Origin of the sequence: Pseudomonas poae RE*1-1-14, from assembly GCF_000336465.1 — a bacterium.
In the GTDB taxonomy this organism is placed as follows: domain Bacteria; phylum Pseudomonadota; class Gammaproteobacteria; order Pseudomonadales; family Pseudomonadaceae; genus Aquipseudomonas; species Aquipseudomonas poae.
The window spans coordinates 2718769-2736759 of record NC_020209.1 but is presented as its reverse complement, the minus strand read 5'-3'; the positions used below and the strand labels follow the sequence as shown (position 1 = coordinate 2736759).

Here is a 17991-nt window from a genome sequence, read left to right as displayed (position 1 = left end):
TTCACCGTGACCGGGCGCGTCGATGCCGACCGCGCCGGGCCTTGTCAGGAAGGAGGGCGTTATTGAACCGCGTCGATGCGCTTGATCAGGTCGGCGTAAGGCGCGCCGTACTTGGCGCGCACTGCTGCGGTGGCGTCATAGAAGGGCTTTTTGTCGACGGTGATGAACTCCACGCCTGCGGCCTTGAGTTTGGTTTCGCTGCTGGCGGACTTGGCGTCCCACAACACACGCTCATCGGCCTGGGCGGCCTTGGCGGCTTTTTTCACCATGTCCTGCTGGGCCGGGGTGAGCTTGTTCCAGGTGATTTTCGACATCACGATGGGCTCGGGCAGGATCAGGTGTTCGGTGAGGGTGTAGAACTTGGCGTTCTGGAAGTGGTTGTGCTCGAGCATGGTGGGCGGGTTGTTTTCCGCGCCGTCGATCACGCCGGTCTGCAGGGCGCTGAAGATCTCGCCGGTGTCCATGGCGATACCGTTGGCGCCCATGGCGTTGAAGGCGTCGATGAACAACGGGTTGCCCTGTACGCGAATCTTCATGCCCTTGAGGTCTTCGATTTTGCGCACCGGCTTTTTGGTGTAGAGGTTGCGCGTGCCGCCGTCCATCCAGGCCAGGGCCACCAGGCCGAATTCGGAGTCGGTGATCTTGGCGAGAATCTCATCGCCGATCTCGCCATCGATGACCTTGCGCATGTGCGCCTGGTCGCGGAACACGAACGGCAGGTTGAACACATTCACATCCGGCACGACCGGCCCGACGATACCGAGGCTGACGCGGGTCATCTGCACCGCGCCGACCTGGGCCTGTTCGACCACTTCCTTCTCGGAGCCCAGCACGCCGCCGGGGAAGAACTTGAAGGTCAGTTCGCCGTTGCTCTCCTTAGTGAGCGCGGCGCCCATGTTCTTTTCGGCGACCACGGTGGGATAGCCGTCGGGGTGGATATCGGCGAATTTGATTTCCAGCGCCTGGGCGGCGCTGCTGAGGGTGAACAGTGCGGTGACGAGTAACGTGCGTTTGAAGTCCATGGGGTATCACTCCTGTCTTGTTATTTTTGTATTCAAGGCACAGCGATGCAGCTAGGGGATGAAGCGCGGTTCGGGCAGTCCCTTGACGCCGGGGTTGAGGGCGAACACGCCACCGGACAGGGACTGGTCACTGTTGTCATCGCGAATCGAGGTGACGAACAACGTATCCAGACGGCTGCCGCCGAAGGCGCACATGGTCGGTTTTTTCACCGGTACGGTAAGTGACTGGTCGAGGCGACCGTCGGGGGTGAAGCGGTGCACCAGGCCGGCGTCATTGGCGCAGATCCAGTAGCAGCCGTCGGCATCCACCGCCGCGCCATCGGGGCGGCCGAGGAATTTATGCATGTCGACAAACACCCGGCGATTGCTCGGGGTGCCGCTGTCGATGTCGTAGTCAAAGGCCCAGATCTGCTGCACCAGCGGGTGCGAATCCGAAGCGTACATCGTGCGGCCGTCGGGGCTGAAGGCCAGGCCGTTGAGGGTGATGAAACCGTTCAACTGGGCATGGGGCGCGGCGCCGGAATCATAGCGATAAAGCGTGCCTTCGGCCGCGTTCAAGCCCATGTTCAGCACCATGCTGCCGGCCCAGAAGCGGCCCTGGCGGTCGCAGCGGCCGTCGTTGAGGCGCATGTCCTCGCGGGGGTGTTCGACGCTGGCCAGTGGCGTGGTGTCGAGGCTGCCATCGTTGTAAGGCGTGAGCTGGAAGAAGCCTGATTCCATGCCTGCGACCCAATTGCCGGCAGTGGTGCGGGCAATGCAGGCGAGCATCTGCGGGGCCTTCCACGCGGCGATATGGCCGCTGTCGGCGCTCCAGCGTTGCAGGCCACCGTTGGGGATATCCACCCAGTACAGGGCGTTTTCCTCGGGCACCCACACCGGGCATTCGCCCACGGCGTTGCGGGCGTCGACAATTAATTCAGCGGTCATGGCCACTCATTCCCTTGGTTGGAGTCAGACTCAGTCACCGAACGGCCCGGCCGCGCAGAACGCACCGCCCTGATACACCGCCGCCGGGTCATCGGCAGGCACAGGCGGTTGTTTTTCCACGTGGGCGCGGAACACTTCGGAGCTGTCTTTGGGAGCAAAGCCCAGGTGAGCGGCGTAGCGGTTGTCCCACCAGGTGTCGAGGTTATTGGACATGCCGTACACCACCGTGTGGCCGACGTTTGGCGTATACAGCGCGCGTTCGAGCAGTTGGGTCAGGTCGTCGAAGCTGAGCCAGGTGTGCATCATCCGGCGGTTCTGTGGTTCGGGAAACGAGGAGCCGATGCGGATGCTCACGGTCTCGATGCCGTAGCGGTCGAAGTAGAAACTGGCCATGTCTTCGCCGTAGGACTTGGACAGGCCGTAGTAGCTGTCCGGGCGGCGCGGCGAGTGGGCGTCGAGTGGCTCGCCCTGTTTGTAGAACCCAATCACGTGGTTGGAGCTGGCGAAGATCACGCGCTTCACGCCATGGCGGCGGGCGGCTTCGTAGATATGAAAAATCCCGCTGATATTGGCGCCGAGTACTTCTTCGAACGAGCGTTCAACCGACACACCACCAAAATGCAGGATGGCGTCGACACCTTCCACCAGATGGTGCACGGCTTGTTTATCGGCGAGGTCGCAAGGGTGCACTTCTTCATGGGCGGCGGCGGGGGCCATGTCGGCGATGTCCGACAGGCGCAGCACCTGGGCGTAAGGGCGCATGCGCTCGCGCAGTACTTTGCCCAGGCCGCCGGCGGCGCCAGTGATCAGCAGGCGGTTGAATGGAACGGGGGCGGAGGTGGTGGTCATGAAGGTCCCATTTATTGTTGTAGGTTGTCGTATGACTTTGCCGAAGTATCGTTAGGGTTTCACCGGCTTGTCAACGTTCTTGCAGACAGAATGAAAGCACAGTGAGGCGCAAAATGTGGGAGGGGGCTTGCTCCCTCCCACAGGGGATTTCCTGTGAAAGGGAGGTTGAGTGTTACAGCAGGGAAATCGGATAGCTCACAAACAGCCGGTTTTCATCGAACTCGTTGGTGCTGAAATCCCGACGCATGGTCGAGTTGCGCCAGCGCACATTCAGGTTCTTCAGCGCACCGCTTTGTACGGTATAGGCCAGTTCGGACTCGCGTCCCCATTCCTTGCCATCGGTGATCGCCCCGGTGTGCACGTTGCTGCCGCTGATGTAGCGGTTCATCAAGGTCAGCCCCGGCACGCCCAGCACGACGAAGTTGAAGTCATGCCGCACCTGCCAGGATTTTTCCTTGGCGTTGTCGTAGCTGGAGTTATAGCTGTCGTTGGCCAGGGTGCCGCCGCTGGTGCCGTTGACGCGCATCCACACGCTGTCGCCGGTGAGTTTCTGCAGACCCACGTAGAAGGTGTGGCCCTGGTATTTGGCGGAGAACAGCGCGGACACGGTTTTGTTGTCCAGATCGCCGGCCAGTGCGCTGCCGTCTTCCTTGCCGTTGAAGAAACCGAGATTGGCGCCCAGGGTCCAGTCGCCCACAGGCTGGCTGTGGGTGAGGTTGAGGTATTGCTGCTGGTAGATATCGCTGAGTTCGGCGTACCACAGGCCGACCTGGGTGCGCTTGTCGTTGAAGGCGTACTCGCCGCCGCCGAAGTTGAAGCGGTCGGAGGTGAACGCCGCTTTGCCGTTCATGAACATGTCTTCCATGCTCGCGTCGTTGCGCGGGCTGTTGCCGCGAAACTGGCCGCCGTAGAGCGTCAGGCCGGCGATCTCATTGGAGGTGACCTGGCCGCCGCGAAAGGTTTGCGGCAGGGAGCGGCCGTCGTCGGAGCGCAGAATCGGCAACACCGGCATCCATTCACCGACCTTCAGTTCGGTCTTCGACAGCCGGGTTTTCAGCGCCACGCCCAGGCGCCCGAAGTTGTCGGCCGGACGGCCATCGCTGTGCACCGGCAGCAGTTGCGTGCCGGCGGTGCCTTTGCCGCCGTCGAGCTTCTGCGAGTACAGGCCCAGCACATCCAGGCCGAAACCCACGGTGCCCTGGGTGAAGCCGGACTTGGCATCAAGAATGAAGTTCTGCGTCCACTCCTCAGCCTTGGCCTGGGGGTTGGCCGGGTTGGTGAAGTTGCGGTTGAAGTAGGCGTTACGCAAGTTCAGCGAGGCCTTGGCGTCGTCGAGAAAGCCATCGGCCTGGGCGACGAGGGGCAGCGTGAACGTAAGACTGGCGAAGCTGATGAGACCGAGGTGCGAGGAGGTAGCGCGGGCGAATTGACTCACAGTGAAGCTCCCTTTTTCTTTTGTTGTTTTTATTATTTGTCATACGTTGTCGTACAACATTAGGGCGGATATTTGCGGGGTTTTCGGGGGGTGTCAAGCGGAAGTTATACGATGACTAAACAAATTGTTTGAGGTGAGGCCGTCTCACTGTTGGCTGCGGTGGGTTTGATAGACGTGTTGAATCAGCCAGTCATGGTCATGGGCGGAAGGGTGCCCAGCAGGGAAACCGCCGCCACCGCTGAAATACCGAGTAACCATTCCAGCATGATGCTGGCTTTCAGCGCGCTCACGCGCTGTTCGCAATGCTTAAGGCGCAAACGGTTCAGCAACGCCAGCCCCAGCATGCCGAGCACCAGCAGCACCTTGATCAACAAAATCAGCGCGAACCCGCTGAACAACGGCGTAGGCCACAGTTGTCCGGTGAGTACGCGCACGTTGATCAGGCCCGTCACAAGCAGGCCGGCCACCACACCATAACCGACGCCGCTGAAGCGCCGCAGAATCGATGCCAGTGCCGGCGTTGGCGAGCGCAGTATCAGCACCAACAACAGTAAACCCCCGAGCCAGGCGCCGACGCACACCAGGTGCACCACCTGATTGAGGATCAGCAACTGCCCGCTGAGTCCGTCGAGCATCGCGCCGTGGCCCACCGGTGCAAGGGTCGCCAGTAACAGCGCAAGCAATGGCAGGCGCAGCACCGGCCAGGGTTTGATCAGCGCGATCACGAGCAGCAGGTTCAGCAATAGATGCCAGATCCAGACTTGGCCGAAGAACGTCTTGCCCAGCACCAGTTGCACCGTCGCCGGTTGCAGGGCGGCGTCCCAGGTGCCGGCCATGCTCGCGGTGATCAACAACAACCACACTACGCCCGAACCGAGCCCCAGCCAGGCCAGGCCACGGGTGATGCGCAGCAGTTGCCGGTCCAGCGCCGGTTGCGCGTGCATGCCCAGCAGCCAGGGCCTGAACGCGCAGGCACCGAACATCAGCAGCACGACGATGAAATGCACGAAACGGCACAGCACCAGCAGCGTCGCCATGGATTATTGGCCGACCTTGAAGCTGTATTCACCGTTGCTCTTGTGGGTGTCGACGGAGACGGCGTTCCACACCACCTTGTAGTTGCCGGCCGCCAGCGGCGCAGCGGGTGTCACGACCAGCACCTTCTTGTCTTTATCCGGTGTGTCCAGGCCTTTGATCGCGATTTCGGTGCCGTCCTTGCTCAGTGAGACTTTGGTGAACGTGGCTTCGACGCCTTCGGTGAACGTCAGGCGCAGCTCCTTGGGCGCTGCGACGCTGCTGTCCGCCGCAGGCTGCGAGCTTTTCAGGTGCGCGTGGGCGAAGGCTGACGCCGCGCCCAGCAGGGAGGCCAGCAGCGCGACGGTGGTGAGGGCTTTTTTGATCAACATTGTTCATACCAATCAAGGAGTAGGGCAGGCAGTGTACGAAGTTTCGGATAAGTCTGTGAGTGGGGGTTCGTGTTTAAGCCTGAAATGAGGGCAAAAAAGGTGGGCGAAGGCGCTACAGCCAAACGGCGTCCCACAGCGGGTAATCGCCGATTCGATCCACCAGCCCCGCCCGCAGGGGATTGACCGGGAGGGGGCTTGCTCCCGATGGCGGTGGGTCAGCCACACGTGTATCAACTGACTCAACGCTATCGGGAGCAGCCCCTTCCACATTTGGAGCTGTGTTGAGCATTAAAACGTGCCTGGTTCCCAGCCACCGCCGAGCGCGGTGAGTAGCCCCACGCTCGCCTGCAACTGCCGCGTCTGTACTGCCTGCAACGCTCGCTGCGCTTGCAATGCCGCGGTCTGTGCGGTCACCACTTCCAGGTAACTCACCGCGCCTGCCTGATAGCTGTTCATTGCCAGCGTCTGGGTGTGCTGCGCCGCATCCGCTGCCGCTTGTTCATCCTCGGCCTGGCGCTGCAAGTCGCGCAGTTGCGCCAGGTTGTCTTCCACCTCGCGCACGGCTTTCAGCACCTGGCTGCGATACTGCGCCGAGGCTTCTTCGAACTCGGCTTTGGCCTGGCGCTCATTGGCGCTCAAGCGCCCGCCGTTGAAGATCGGCAGGTTGACCAGCGGTCCCAGCGCCCAGTAACGATTGTTGGCAGACAGCAGGTTGCCAACGCCCTGTGTCTGTCCGCCGATCAGGCCGGTCAAGCTGAAATCCGGGTACCACGCCGCTGTGGCTACACCAATATTCGCATTGGCCGCAAACACACGACGCTCCGCTGCCGCTATGTCGGGGCGACGTTGCAGCAGGTGGCTCGGCAGTTGCGCAGGAATCAGCGGCAGGGCGATCAAGTGCGGGCTGGGCGGCAGGGAGAAATCACTGGCCGTCACACCCACCAGCTCACCGATGGCATGTTCGGTGAGGTTGCGCTGCCCGCGCACTTCATCCAGCTGCGCCCTGGCCTGCGCCAGTTGACTTTGCGCGCGCGTCAGGTCCAGCTCTGAAGCGATCTGGCCTTCATAGCGGTTGCGCGTCAGTTGCAGTGCCTGGCTGAAATCATCCAGCGAACGCTCAAGAGTCCGGCGCTGCACATCCAATCCATTGAGCTGCACATACAAGGTTGCCAGCTGGTGCTGCAGGTTCAACCTCGCCACCGCCAGCTCATCCCCCGACGCGTGCGCCTTGGCATCTCCCGCCGCCACCTGGTTGCGGATTTTGCCCCACAGGTCCAGGTCGTAGCTCAGCGAAAATTCGGCGGTATCGCTGTTGTACACCGACGGCTGCGTACCCCCGCGCAGCGGCCGCGAATCCGACTGCCGTTGGCGCAGCGGCTGCGCGCTGGCGTTGATCTGCGGGAACAGTCCTGCGTGCAACTGGCTGGCATACGCCTGGGCTGCATCGAAATGCGCCAGCGCCGCCGCCAAGTCCGGGTTGGCCTTGAGCAATTGCTGCTGCAGGCTATTGAGGCGCGCATCGTTGTAAAACGTCCACCACTGCGGCGCCATTCGGTCAGACGGCTGCGCGCTGTGCCAGGGCCCCTCGCGGTAATCGGCCGGCAGATCGACCCTCGGTACCTGGTAGGTCGGCGCCATCGAGCAACCCTGCAATGCCAGCAGCATCAACGCCACCACCGATTCACGCCGCATGCGCACCTCCAGCGGTAGCGGCCAGCTGCACCGGATCGCCCTCGCGCAGTGCATCGGGCGGGTTGTCGACCACGCGGTCGGCGGGGTTGAGCCCTTGATCGATCACCAGGCGAGCGCCCAGGTCGAGGCCGATATGAATGCCCTGCAAGTGCACATGGTTCTGCGCATCCAGCAGCGCCACCTGAGTGCCCTCCGCACGGAAGATCAATGCGCTGGCCGGAATGCTCACGCCGTGGGTATCGGCCGGAACCGGCAGCGTGGCTTCGGCGTAATCGCCGGGCAGCAACGCATCGCCTGGGTTATCGACCACGAACTGCGCGAGCAGGGTACCGGAACGGCGGTCGATGGCGGTGGAGTCGCCGACCAGGCGCGCCTTGAAGTGTTCGCCAGGATGCTCGGGCACCGTCAGCTCGGCGTGCAGGCCCGGATGGATAACCGCCGCGTAGTTCTGCGGCACCGGCACATACAGGCGCAATTGGTGCGTGTCGGCGAGGTTGAACAAGGCCAGGTTGCTGTCGGTATCGGCCTTGATCAACTGGCCGATGTCGGTATTACGCGCGGTGATGGTGCCGGCGAACGGTGCGCGCAGGGTCTTGTAGCTTTCCAGTGCGCACAGTCGCGCATAGTCGGCTGCGGCGGCCTGGGCATTGGCCTTGGCGGCGGCCGCATCCGAGGTTTTCTCATCGGCTTCCTGACGCGACACCGAATGGCTCGCCAGCAGGTGTTGCCAACGCGTGGCAGTGGTGGCCGCCAGGCGCGCATTGGCTTGTTGCTGGACCAGTTGCGCATGGGTTTGCGCCAATTGCTGGTCCAGGTCCGGGCTGTCGATGTCGGCGAGCACCTGCCCGGCCTTGACCCGGCTGCCGATATCGACTTTCCAGTCCTTGAGGTAGCCGCTGACCCGCGCATGGATCGGTGCCTTGCTCCAGGCCTCCAGGTGCGCGGGCAAGCGCAGGGTATCGCCGGCGGCGTTGCGTTGGGGTTGCACCACCCTGACCTGTGCGATGGCAGCGGTTTCGGTCCAGGCGCTGACCGAGCGCGCGTGCAGTGCGCGCGCGTGCAGACCGTGGGCGACCAACAGGGCGGCCAGGGTCAGGCCGCCGACGCCCAGAAGCATCAAGCGCTTGCGCGAGGGGGTGTGATCAGACGACATGAGGGGTTTCTCCAGCAGTGGCGCGAGCAGGGTGGCGTCCGTGGACCAGGCTGAAAACCACGGGAACGAATAACAGGGTGGCGACGGTGGCGCAGATCAGGCCGCCAATGACGGCACGGCCCAGGGGCGCGTTTTGCTCCTGGGACAGGGCCAGGGGCAGCATGCCGATGATCATCGCCAGGGCGGTCATGCACACCGGGCGAAAGCGTGTGTAGCCGGCCTCGAGTGCAGCCTTCAACGCATCGCCATGCACGGCCAGGCGCTCACGGCAGAAGCTCACCACCAGGATCGAATTGGCCGTCGCCACGCCCATGCACAGGATCGCGCCGGTGAGTGCCGGCACCGACAGCGATGTGCCGCTGAGGAACAGCATCCACACGATGCCGGCCAGCGCGGCCGGCAAGGCGGTGATAATCACGAAGGGGTCGGCCCAGGACTGGAAGTTGACCACGATCAGCAGGTAGATCAGCAGCACCGCGCCGAGCAGGCCGACGCTCAGGCCGGTGAAGGCTTCGTGCAGCGCGTCGATCTGCCCGTGCAGGCTGATCGTCGCGCCTTTGGGGCGCAGGTGCGCGGTGTCATCCAGTACGGTTTGTACGTCACGGGCGACGCCGCCGAGGTCACGGCCTTGCACGTTGGCGTAGAGGTCCAGCGTTGGCTGGATGTTGTAGTGGGTCACCACGGCCGGGCTGTGAGTGCGGGAAATGCTGGCGACACCGGCGAGGATCTGCGACTGGCCGTCGGTGCCGGTCACCGGCAGCGCTTCGAGCGCCGGCAAGCTGTCGAGGCGGTACTGCGGCGTTGCCGCCACAATCGAATACGACACGCCATTGGCCGGGTTGAGCCAGAACGTCGGCGCCACCTGGGAGCTGCCGGCCAGCGACGCCACCATGCTGTTGGTCACGTCCTTTTCCGTGATGCCCAGGCCATTGGCGCGCAGCCGGTCGACATTCACCTGCAGCGACGGATAGCCGGTGGACTGCTGCAGACGCAGGTCGGCAATGCCCGGTACATGCTGCAGGCGCCGCTCAAGTTCCACTGCATAGGTGCGGTTTTCGGCATCGCTGCGCCCGGAGATTTTAATGTCCAGCGGTGCCGGCGTGCCGAAGTTGAGGATCTGGCTGCTGATGTCTGCGGGCAGGAACGCGAAGTGGCTGCCGGGGAAGCTTCGGGGCAGGGTTTCGCGCAGTTGTTTGATGTAGTCGGCGCTGGGTGCGTGATCCTTTTTCAGGCTGACCTGAATATCGCCGTCCTGCGGGCCGATGGTGCCGCTGCTGCTGTAGGCCATGTCGATGCCGCTGAGCGGAATGCCGATATTGTCGACGATGGTGTCCAGCTCAGTGGCCGGAATCACTTGGCGAATGCGCGCTTCAATGCGGTCGAACGCGGCGGCGCTTTCTTCGATGCGCGTGCCCAGCGGCAGGCGCACGTTAAGCGCCAGGGCACCGGCGTCGGTGGCGGGGAAGAAGTCCTCGCCCAGGCTCGGCAGCAGCAGGAACGAGGCCAGCACGCACGCGAGAAAGCCTGCGATAAAGCGTTTGCGCTGGCCCAGGGCAAGCGTCAGCAGGCCATGGTAGGTATCGCGCAGGTTCGAAAAGCGTCGCTCGAAGCCCTGCTGGACATTCACCACCGATTGCAGCACCGCATGGCGCGGCTGCGGGTGATGCTCGCCCTCATGGTGATTGATGAAGGCATCTTCCGGATGATGGCCTGGGCCCGGCTCCGGTACGTGTGGCTTGAGCAGATACATCGCCAGGGTCGGCACCAGGGTGCGCGAGAGGATGAACGAACTGGCCATGGCGAACATCACCGCCAGCGCCATCGGCCGGAACAGATAGCCGGCGATGCCTTGCAGCAGAAACATCGGCACGAACACGATGCAGATGCACAGCAGCGAAACGAAGGCCGGACCGACGATCTGCGCGGCGCCGTCGAGAATCGCGGTCTTCACCGCCTTGCCCTGTTCCAGGTGCCAGTTGATGTTTTCGATGGTCACCGTGGCGTCGTCCACCAGAATCCCTACCGCCAGTGCCAAGCCGCCAAGGGTCATGACGTTGAGCGTTTGCCCGCTGACCGCCAGCAGCGCGATGGCCGAGAGCACGGCCAGGGGAATCGACGCGGCGATGATCACGGTGGAGCGCCAGCTGCCGAGGAACAGCAGGATCATCGCGCTGGTCAGCAGCGCGGCGATGATGCCTTCCTGGGCCACGCTGCCCACTGATTGCTTGACGAACACCGAGGCGTCACCCAGCAGCGAAGTCTTCAGCGACGGCGGCAGGGTTTCGTTGATGCGTGGCAGCATTTTACGGATGCCGTCGATGATCGACAGGGTCGAGATGCTGCCGTTTTTCAGTGCCGGCATCAGCACTGCGCGATGGCCGTCGACGCGCACGATGTTGGTCTGCGGCGGCGAGCCGTCACGCACATGGGCCACCTGACCGATGGTGATCAGCGCGCCGTCGACGGTCTTGATCGGCAGGTCGTTGAGTTCGTCGATGGCCTTGGGGCTGTTGTTGAGCAGGACCGTGTATTCGTTGGGCCCCAGCTTGGCGGTGCCCACCGGGATGATCTGGTTCTGCAGCGCCAGGGCCGTGCCCACGTCCTGTGCCGACAGGCCTTTGGCGGCAAGGGCCTGTGGGTCCAGGTCAAGGGTGATCTGGCGTTGCCTGCCGCCCATGGGGGTGGGCATGGCCAGGCCGGGCAGGGCGCTCAGGGGCAAGCGGATAGCGTTCTGCACCAGGTCGCGAATCTTCGCTTCGGAGAGACTGGGGCTGGAAAATGCCATTTGCAGGATCGGCACCGTGGAGGCGCTGTAGTTGAGGATCAGCGGCGGCGTGATGCCCGGCGGCATTTGCTTGAGCACGGTCTGTGAGACGGCGGTGACCTGGGCGTTGGCGGTGCGGATATCCACGCCGGTCTGGAAGAAAATTTTGACGATGCCCATGCCGGGCAGCGATTGCGATTCGATATGTTCGATGTCGTTGACGGTGGTGCTCAACGCGCGCTCATAGGTGTAGATCACCCGACCGGCCATGGCGTCCGGCGACAGGCCGTTGTATTGCCACACCACCGCAACCACGGGGATGCCGATATCCGGGAACACATCGGTGGGGGTACGCAGGGCCGCCATCGGCCCGATGATGCAGATGACGATGGCTAACACGATGAAGGTGTACGGCTTGTGCAGTGCGGTCTTTACCAGCCCGAGCATGCGTGACTCTCCAAAAAGGCGGGATTGCAAACCCCGGCAGTCTCGGGCGACCCGCCTAACACGCACCTTTCAGCCAGATGAAGGAAGATTTAGTCAGCGGCTTAACATTGCTTCATCCGTATTCATTTGTTCTGCAAACGACCGCTCTTCAAGCTTGTTGCCCATCGCAACTGTCTTTTCCGGAGTTCTGTCATGTCATTGAAAACGCTGTGCTTGATGCCTGTTGTCGCTGTATTGCTGTCGGCCTGCGCCGGCCCGCTCCCCAAGGCTGATCCGGGCGATGCGTGGATCGGCTTGAAGGAAGAAACCCCAAATGATCTGATGGCCGAGCGGGTGGATGGCAAGCGGGTGGACGACGGGCGCTTTTTTGAAGTGACACCGGGAGATCATCGGCTCGACGTGACGTTGTTCGAGGAGCCGGCGGGCGACGACAATCAGCAGGACTGCCAGGGTCGGGTCGAGTACAGGCATTTCAAGGCGGGCGAGCACTACACGCTGGTGGAGTCCAGTCTGGGCACAACCGTGCGCGCAACACTGATGGATGGGCACGGCAAAGAGGTTGCGGCGACTCAGGACTTCAGTTGCATGCCTGGCTAGGCGTGGCGCACCGCGCCTTTTGCGGCTTTACGGGTGTGGCGTGGGGGTGATGGTGCCGACGGGCAATGCGCAATACCCCCCACAACATGGCGGCGGCCACCGCCAGCCAACCGCAGATCAACATCGCAATGGTTGTTACAAGGCTCATTCCGGCCTCCTCTTGCCCGCACGGGGCACACTCGGTCTTCTTGGTTGACAGCCTGGCTACGTGACGGTTGCCTGTTGTTGACCAATGGTCATGCCATCCAACTCGTTTGCATAACCGCAGCTGTGATTGGGCTATGATTTGTGCCCTCATTGGCGGTTGATCAGAGAGTAGAAAATTGCGGTTACCCTTGAACCTGAAACCTGTCTTGTGGCTGGCCTGTGCAGTGGGGCTGGCGGCGTGTTCCTCCCATCCCTCGAAACTGGCAGGCCTGCCGGAACGCGTGGAACTCAACGGCGTGCCGACCTTTCGCAGCGAGGCCTATCAAAGCGGCCCCACGGCATTGGCCAGCATGCTGTCGCAACAAGGCATTGTGATGACACCGGGACTGCTGGATAAGCCGTTGCATCTGCCCGGCGCCGAGGCCGACCTTGCGCGCAACATGCAGGTGCTGGCGCGTGAATACGGGCTGATGGTGTACCCGCTGGACGCAAGGCTGACGGCCGTGCTGGCGCAGGTGGCTGCCGGTTACCCGGTGATGGCGCGCCTCGGTGGCGGGCTGTGGTCGGACGCGCGGTATGTGGTGGTGGTCGGCTTCAACCAGCAGAAAAGCACAGTGCTGCTGCGCTCGGGCATGAACCGGCGTCTGTTGATGGACTTCAGTGATTTCGAATCAAAATGGAGCAGCGCTGGAAGCTGGGCAATCCTGACCCAGCGCCCGAGTCAGTTGCCGGCAAATGTCGATGCGCAGCGTTGGCGCGACGCCGCCAATGCCACCGCCCAGGCCGGGCAGGAGCAGGCAGCGGCTCAGGCGCTCAAAGTGTTGGCCGAACATAAATAGAATGTTGGCATGCAAATGAGTGTGGGAGGGGGCAAGCGCCCATGCCGTTCAGTTAAGCGAACGCGATGCTCAAACTAACGAAGATCAAATGTGGGAGCTGGCTTGCCTGCGAAGGCGTCGCCCCGGCAAACATTGATAGTGACTGACCCACCGCTTTCGCGGGCAAGCTTCCTCCCTCATCTGGAACTGTTCCTGAATTGGAACTTGCTGCGTTATTCAGCGCTGTACATGCGCGGCATTCGGGCGGCTTTTCAGATTCTTGTCAGCCTTGTAGCGCAGCGCCACATCGGGCACCGAGCCGCTCTTGCCGGTCTCGACCCAATTGCGAATACGGCCGGCATCGGCAAAATGAGTGAATTTGCCGAACGCATCCAGGATCACCAGCGACACCGGACGGTTGCCCATGCTGGTCACCAGCACCAGGCAGTGGCCGGCCTGGTTGGTGAAGCCGGTCTTGGTCAGCTTGATGTCCCAGTTGGCGCGGTTGATCAGGTGGTCGGTGTTGGAGAAGCCCAGCGTGTAGTTGGGCTTGCGGAACGACACAGTCTTTTCCTTGGTGGTGCTCAACTGGCTGAGCAGCGGGTAATGCCGTGCGGCAGCCAGCAGCTTGCTCAGGTCGCGGGCGGTCGACACGTTGTGGATCGACAGGCCGGTGGGCTCCACATAATGGGTGCTGGTCATGCCCAGCGCCTTGGCCTTGGCGTTCATCGCCGCGATAAACGCTGCGTAACCTCCCGGATAGTGGTGCGCCAGGCTCGCGGCGGCGCGGTTTTCCGAGGACATCAGGGCGATCAGCAGCATTTCCTTGCGCGGCATCTGGCTGCCGATTTTGACGCGGGAGAACACGCCTTTCATCTCCGGTGTGTCGGTGATGTTGATATCGATGTACTCGTCCATGTTCTGCTTGGCTTCCAGCACGATCAGGCCGGTCATCAGCTTGCTTACCGAGGCGATAGGCACCACGACGTCGGGGTTGCTGGAATAGATGACTTTATTGGTCTGCAGGTCCACCAGCATGGCGCTGCCGGAAGCGATTTGCAGTTTGGACGTATCACGCGGGGCCTGGGTGGTTTCGGCGGCGTGGGCGAATGTGCCTGTCAAAGCGAAAAACAGACTGACAAGAGAGAGACGAATTTTCACGCGGGTGAACTCGCTAAAAAGTAATGAAAGACCGTTGGGGAAACGGCTGGTAAGAAAAATGACGTTACATTCTAGGAGTATGGATGGATAACTGTCGAATGTTCTTCCAGAACCAGACGAAAGTGCTTAAAAAATAACAAAAAACAGTTTTCCTGCGGGCAATAAAAAGCCCCGCGATAAGGCGAGGCTTTTTCAGTACGCGAGGTTATTAGCCGTGCAGGGTCTCTGCGGCGTACAACGTATTTTCCAACAGGCATGCGCGGGTCATTGGACCTACGCCACCCGGCACCGGCGTGATCCAGCCGGCACGGGGCAGGGCGGTGTCATACACCACATCGCCGACCAGCTTGCCGTCGTCCTGGCGGTTGATGCCTACGTCAATGACGATGGCGCCTGGCTTGATCCACTCACCTTTCACCAGGCCTGGCTTGCCGGCGGCGACCACGACCAGGTCGGCACGACCGACATGGCCGGCAAGATCCCTGGTGAAACGGTGGGTAACGGTGACGGTGCAGCCGGCCAGCAGCAGCTCCATTGCCATCGGGCGACCGACGATGTTGGAGGCGCCCACCACCACCGCATCGAGACCGTAGAGGTCGATGCCGGTGCTTTCGAGCAGCGTCATGATGCCTTTGGGGGTGCACGGGCGCAGCAGCGGGATACGCTGGGCCAGACGGCCAACGTTATAAGGGTGGAAGCCGTCGACGTCCTTGTCCGGGCGGATGCGTTCGAGCAGTTTGGACGCGTCCAGGTGCTCGGGCAGTGGCAGTTGCAGCAGGATGCCGTCGATGCCCGGGTCTTCGTTGAGGCCGTCAATCAGGTCGGTAAGGGCCTGTTGAGTGGTGTCGCTGGGCAAGTCGTAGGCCTTGGAAATAAAGCCGACCTCTTCACAGTCTTTACGCTTGTGCGAGACATAAACCTGAGAGGCAGGATCGCTGCCCACCAGGATCACCGCGAGGCCCGGCGTGCGCAGGCCTTGCTCGCGACGCTCGGTAACGCGTTTGGCGATCTGCTGGCGCAGGCTGGCGGCGATTGATTTGCCGTCGATAAGTTGTGCAGTCATTACGCGTGATTAACCATCGAGAGGGGGAAGAAAAGTGCGCGCATTCTCGCACGCCGAGGCGTGAGGGCAAAGGCGCTTGGTCCGCAAATTGCCCTAAGCCCTTAAATAAAATCAGTTTTTTTCAAAAAAGATTTGACGGGTTTCCGGGCCCTCTATACTATTCGTCGCACTTGTCGGGCACAGCCTAGCACTGGTTAAGAAGGTCGAGCAGAATCGTTGTTCTGCAAGGCTGGAAAGCACTTAGTTTGTAATCCTCCAAGAGTACAGATTAATAAGGCGCCCGTAGCTCAGCTGGATAGAGCATCCGCCTTCTAAGCGGATGGTCGCAGGTTCGAGTCCTGCCGGGTGCGCCATTAGGCAGCTTTGGCACAAGTAGCGCTATATGGTGGGCGTAGCTCAGTTGGTAGAGCACGGGATTGTGACTCCCGTTGTCGAGGGTTCGATCCCCTTCGTCCACCCCATATTTTGAAAGGCGCCAGATTAACCATCTGGCGCCTTTGCTTTAAGAGCTGCAAGCGCGGATGTGGTGGAATTGGTAGACACACTGGATTTAGGTTCCAGCGCCGCGAGGCGTAAGAGTTCGAGTCTCTTCATCCGCACCAATCAAGCGTCATCAGGCCTCAGGGCGTGATGAGGCCAGACGAAGAAGTTGTTTGAGTGCTTCGTCGATGCAAGATGGTGGGCGTAGCTCAGTTGGTAGAGCACGGGATTGTGACTCCCGTTGTCGAGGGTTCGATCCCCTTCGTCCACCCCATATTCGAAAGGCGCCAGATTTAACAGTCTGGCGCCTTTTTTGGTTTTGGCGGTTCGAGTATTCGGCGACTGCAGGTAATGGGTCGCAAGGGCAGGGCGCTTCATCGTTTTTATGTGTCTCGATGCTGCTGCGCTGCCTGCCGTCCCTGTTCGCAGGGAGGGTCGTCAGGGAGATGAATGGCCTTTTCTTTATATAGAAGAGGCGGCGCAGAGCCCTGGCGCGATTGGCTTTATTTGTCACCGGGGCGAAGTCCATCAGTGCCTTCGTACCGATAAAACGGCGGCTGTTTTCGCGCGTATTTCCAGCAGGGTGACTTCTTGAGTTTGACCCACTAGAATGCATGCCCTTGATTGGGGTCGGAAATGGCCGGCTAATGTCTGTGCAACGAGGAATATCCATGCAAGTTTCTGTTGAAAATACTACTGCTCTCGAGCGCCGCATGAGCATCACCGTGCCGGCTGAGCGTATCGAGACTGCGGTCAACAAGCGTCTGCAGCAGACCGCCCAAAAAGCCAAGATCGCTGGTTTCCGTCCAGGCAAAGTGCCAATGAGCGAAATCAAGCGCCGTTTTGGTGCTGATGCGCGTCAGGAAGCGGTAGGTGACGTGATCCAGGCTTCCTTCTATGAAGCTGTCGTTGAGCAAAAGCTGAATCCGGCTGGCTCGCCTTCCATCGAGCCCAAGTCCCTGGAAGCGGGCAAGGACCTGGAATACGTTGCCGTATTCGAAGTGTTCCCCGAGTTCGAAGTTGCCGGTTTTGACGGTATCGAAATCGAGCGCCTGAGCGCTGAAGTGGCTGATGCCGATCTGGATAACATGCTGGACATCCTGCGCAAGCAGAATACCCGTTTTGAAGTGGCCGAACGTGCCGCACAGAACGAAGACCAGTTGAACATCGATTTCGTGGGCAAGGTTGACGGCGAAGCATTCGCTGGCGGCTCGGCCAAGGGTACTCAGCTGGTGCTGGGCTCCAACCGCATGATCCCGGGTTTTGAAGACGGTCTGGTCGGCGCCAAGGCCGGCGAAGAGCGCGTGCTGAACCTGGAATTCCCGGCTGACTACCAGAACCTGGACCTGGCTGGTAAAGCCGCTGAGTTCACCGTAACGGTCAACACCGTGTCCGAGCCCAAGCTGCCTGAGCTGAACGAAGAGTTCTTCGCTCAATTCGGCATCAAGGAAACCGGCATCGAAGGCTTCCGCACCGAAGTTCGCAAGAACATGGAGCGTGAGCTGCGTCAGGCCATCAAGTCCAAGGTCAAGAACCAGGTCATGGACGGTCTGCTGGCCGCCAACCCGATCGAAGTGCCAAAGGCCCTGCTGTCCAACGAAGTGGACCGTCTGCGCGTACAGGCTGTTCAACAGTTCGGCGGCAACGTCAAGCCTGATCAACTGCCGGCCGAGCTGTTCGAAGAGCAAGCCAAGCGTCGCGTTGTACTGGGTCTGGTCGTGGCTGAAGTGGTCAAGCAATTCGACCTCAAGCCTGATGAAGATCGCGTACGTGAAATGATCCAGGAAATGGCTTCGGCCTACCAGGAGCCTGAGCAGGTTGTGTCTTGGTACTACAAGAACGACCAGCAACTGAACGAAGTACGTTCGGTTGTGCTGGAAGAACAAGTTGTGGATACTGTTCTGCAGAAGGCTAAGGTGACCGATAAGACGGTCTCTTACGAAGAAGCAGTCAAACCGGCGGAAGCAGCACAAGCCGACTGATTGTCCAACTCGTTGGAAATTCAACCATAAGCCAGCCTCGCGCTGGCT

Annotated in this window: 15 protein-coding genes, 4 tRNA genes and 1 pseudogene; 7 read left to right on the top strand and 13 right to left on the bottom strand. The window is 61.2% G+C overall.

Features of this window, described 5'->3' with window-relative positions:
- Window positions 1-59: 59 nt before the first annotated feature.
- The 10 genes and pseudogenes from H045_RS11730 to H045_RS11690 form a co-directional block, all read right to left on the bottom strand.
- On the bottom strand, window positions 60-1022 hold the full coding sequence (locus H045_RS11730) for a TRAP transporter substrate-binding protein (RefSeq protein ID WP_015372467.1): 963 nt from the start codon (window positions 1020-1022) through the stop codon (window positions 60-62).
- A gap of 51 nt (window positions 1023-1073) precedes the next feature.
- A complete protein-coding gene (locus tag H045_RS11725) occupies window positions 1074-1949 on the bottom strand; it encodes an SMP-30/gluconolactonase/LRE family protein (protein WP_003238247.1) in 876 nt (291 codons plus the stop codon).
- 30 nt (window positions 1950-1979) lie between these two features.
- On the bottom strand, window positions 1980-2798 hold the full coding sequence (locus H045_RS11720) for an NAD-dependent epimerase/dehydratase family protein (protein ID WP_003238249.1): 819 nt from the start codon (window positions 2796-2798) through the stop codon (window positions 1980-1982).
- Between the two features lie 172 nt (window positions 2799-2970).
- Window positions 2971-4233, bottom strand: a complete 1263-nt coding sequence (locus tag H045_RS11715) for an OprD family porin (protein WP_003238251.1) — start codon at window positions 4231-4233, stop codon at window positions 2971-2973.
- 182 nt (window positions 4234-4415) lie between these two features.
- Window positions 4416-5270: a copper homeostasis membrane protein CopD gene (copD, locus tag H045_RS11710; protein ID WP_015372466.1), complete on the bottom strand. Its 855-nt coding sequence runs from the start codon at window positions 5268-5270 to the stop codon at window positions 4416-4418.
- A gap of 3 nt (window positions 5271-5273) precedes the next feature.
- Window positions 5274-5639, bottom strand: a complete 366-nt coding sequence (gene copC, locus H045_RS11705; RefSeq protein WP_003238255.1) for a copper homeostasis periplasmic binding protein CopC — start codon at window positions 5637-5639, stop codon at window positions 5274-5276.
- A 112-nt stretch (window positions 5640-5751) separates the two neighbouring features.
- Window positions 5752-5820 (bottom strand): annotated as a pseudogene (locus H045_RS25485) (REP-associated tyrosine transposase); the annotation flags it as partial.
- A gap of 107 nt (window positions 5821-5927) precedes the next feature.
- On the bottom strand, window positions 5928-7331 hold the full coding sequence (locus H045_RS11700) for an efflux transporter outer membrane subunit (protein WP_015372465.1): 1404 nt from the start codon (window positions 7329-7331) through the stop codon (window positions 5928-5930).
- Window positions 7321-8484, bottom strand: a complete 1164-nt coding sequence (locus tag H045_RS11695; protein ID WP_015372464.1) for an efflux RND transporter periplasmic adaptor subunit — start codon at window positions 8482-8484, stop codon at window positions 7321-7323. The genes H045_RS11700 and H045_RS11695 overlap by 11 nt, the downstream gene beginning before the upstream one ends.
- The gene (locus tag H045_RS11690) at window positions 8474-11695 is read right to left on the bottom strand and encodes an efflux RND transporter permease subunit (protein ID WP_015372463.1); all 3222 of its coding nucleotides are present in this window, start codon (window positions 11693-11695) and stop codon (window positions 8474-8476) included. The genes H045_RS11695 and H045_RS11690 overlap by 11 nt, the downstream gene beginning before the upstream one ends.
- A gap of 192 nt (window positions 11696-11887) precedes the next feature.
- On the opposite strand from H045_RS11690, the gene H045_RS11685 reads away from it, so the two are divergent.
- Window positions 11888-12292 carry a PA0061/PA0062 family lipoprotein gene (locus H045_RS11685; RefSeq protein ID WP_003238265.1) on the top strand — a complete coding sequence of 135 codons (405 nt, stop codon included), beginning with the start codon at window positions 11888-11890 and terminating at the stop codon, window positions 12290-12292.
- Here the strand turns inward: H045_RS11685 and H045_RS25270 are convergent.
- Window positions 12273-12440 carry a hypothetical protein gene (locus H045_RS25270; protein ID WP_163001008.1) on the bottom strand — a complete coding sequence of 56 codons (168 nt, stop codon included), beginning with the start codon at window positions 12438-12440 and terminating at the stop codon, window positions 12273-12275. The two genes, H045_RS11685 and H045_RS25270, sit on opposite strands and share 20 nt — an antisense overlap.
- 187 nt (window positions 12441-12627) lie before the next feature.
- Between H045_RS25270 and H045_RS11680 the strand changes: the two genes are divergently transcribed.
- Window positions 12628-13278 (top strand): peptidase C39 family protein, encoded by a 651-nt coding sequence (locus tag H045_RS11680; protein WP_003238268.1) that lies wholly within the window; start codon window positions 12628-12630, stop codon window positions 13276-13278.
- Between the two features lie 216 nt (window positions 13279-13494).
- On the opposite strand, the gene pbpG is transcribed toward H045_RS11680, so the two are convergent.
- Both pbpG and folD read right to left on the bottom strand, forming a co-directional pair.
- On the bottom strand, window positions 13495-14418 hold the full coding sequence (gene pbpG / locus H045_RS11675; RefSeq protein ID WP_003238270.1) for a D-alanyl-D-alanine endopeptidase: 924 nt from the start codon (window positions 14416-14418) through the stop codon (window positions 13495-13497).
- Between the two features lie 208 nt (window positions 14419-14626).
- Window positions 14627-15481, bottom strand: a complete 855-nt coding sequence (folD, locus tag H045_RS11670) for a bifunctional methylenetetrahydrofolate dehydrogenase/methenyltetrahydrofolate cyclohydrolase FolD (protein WP_015372462.1) — start codon at window positions 15479-15481, stop codon at window positions 14627-14629.
- Window positions 15482-15757: 276 nt separating this feature from the next.
- On the opposite strand from folD, the gene H045_RS11665 reads away from it, so the two are divergent.
- The 5 genes from H045_RS11665 to tig all read left to right on the top strand — a co-directional run bounded on the left by H045_RS11665 (window position 15758) and on the right by tig (window position 17943).
- Window positions 15758-15834: transfer RNA gene (locus tag H045_RS11665), tRNA-Arg, on the top strand.
- Window positions 15835-15866: 32 nt separating this feature from the next.
- A tRNA-His gene (locus H045_RS11660) sits at window positions 15867-15942 on the top strand.
- Window positions 15943-15998: 56 nt separating this feature from the next.
- Window positions 15999-16083, top strand: a tRNA-Leu gene (locus H045_RS11655).
- 76 nt (window positions 16084-16159) lie between these two features.
- Window positions 16160-16235, top strand: a tRNA-His gene (locus H045_RS11650).
- Window positions 16236-16632: 397 nt separating this feature from the next.
- The gene (gene tig / locus H045_RS11645; protein WP_003238273.1) at window positions 16633-17943 is read left to right on the top strand and encodes a trigger factor; all 1311 of its coding nucleotides are present in this window, start codon (window positions 16633-16635) and stop codon (window positions 17941-17943) included.
- The last annotated feature ends 48 nt before the right edge of the window (window positions 17944-17991 follow it).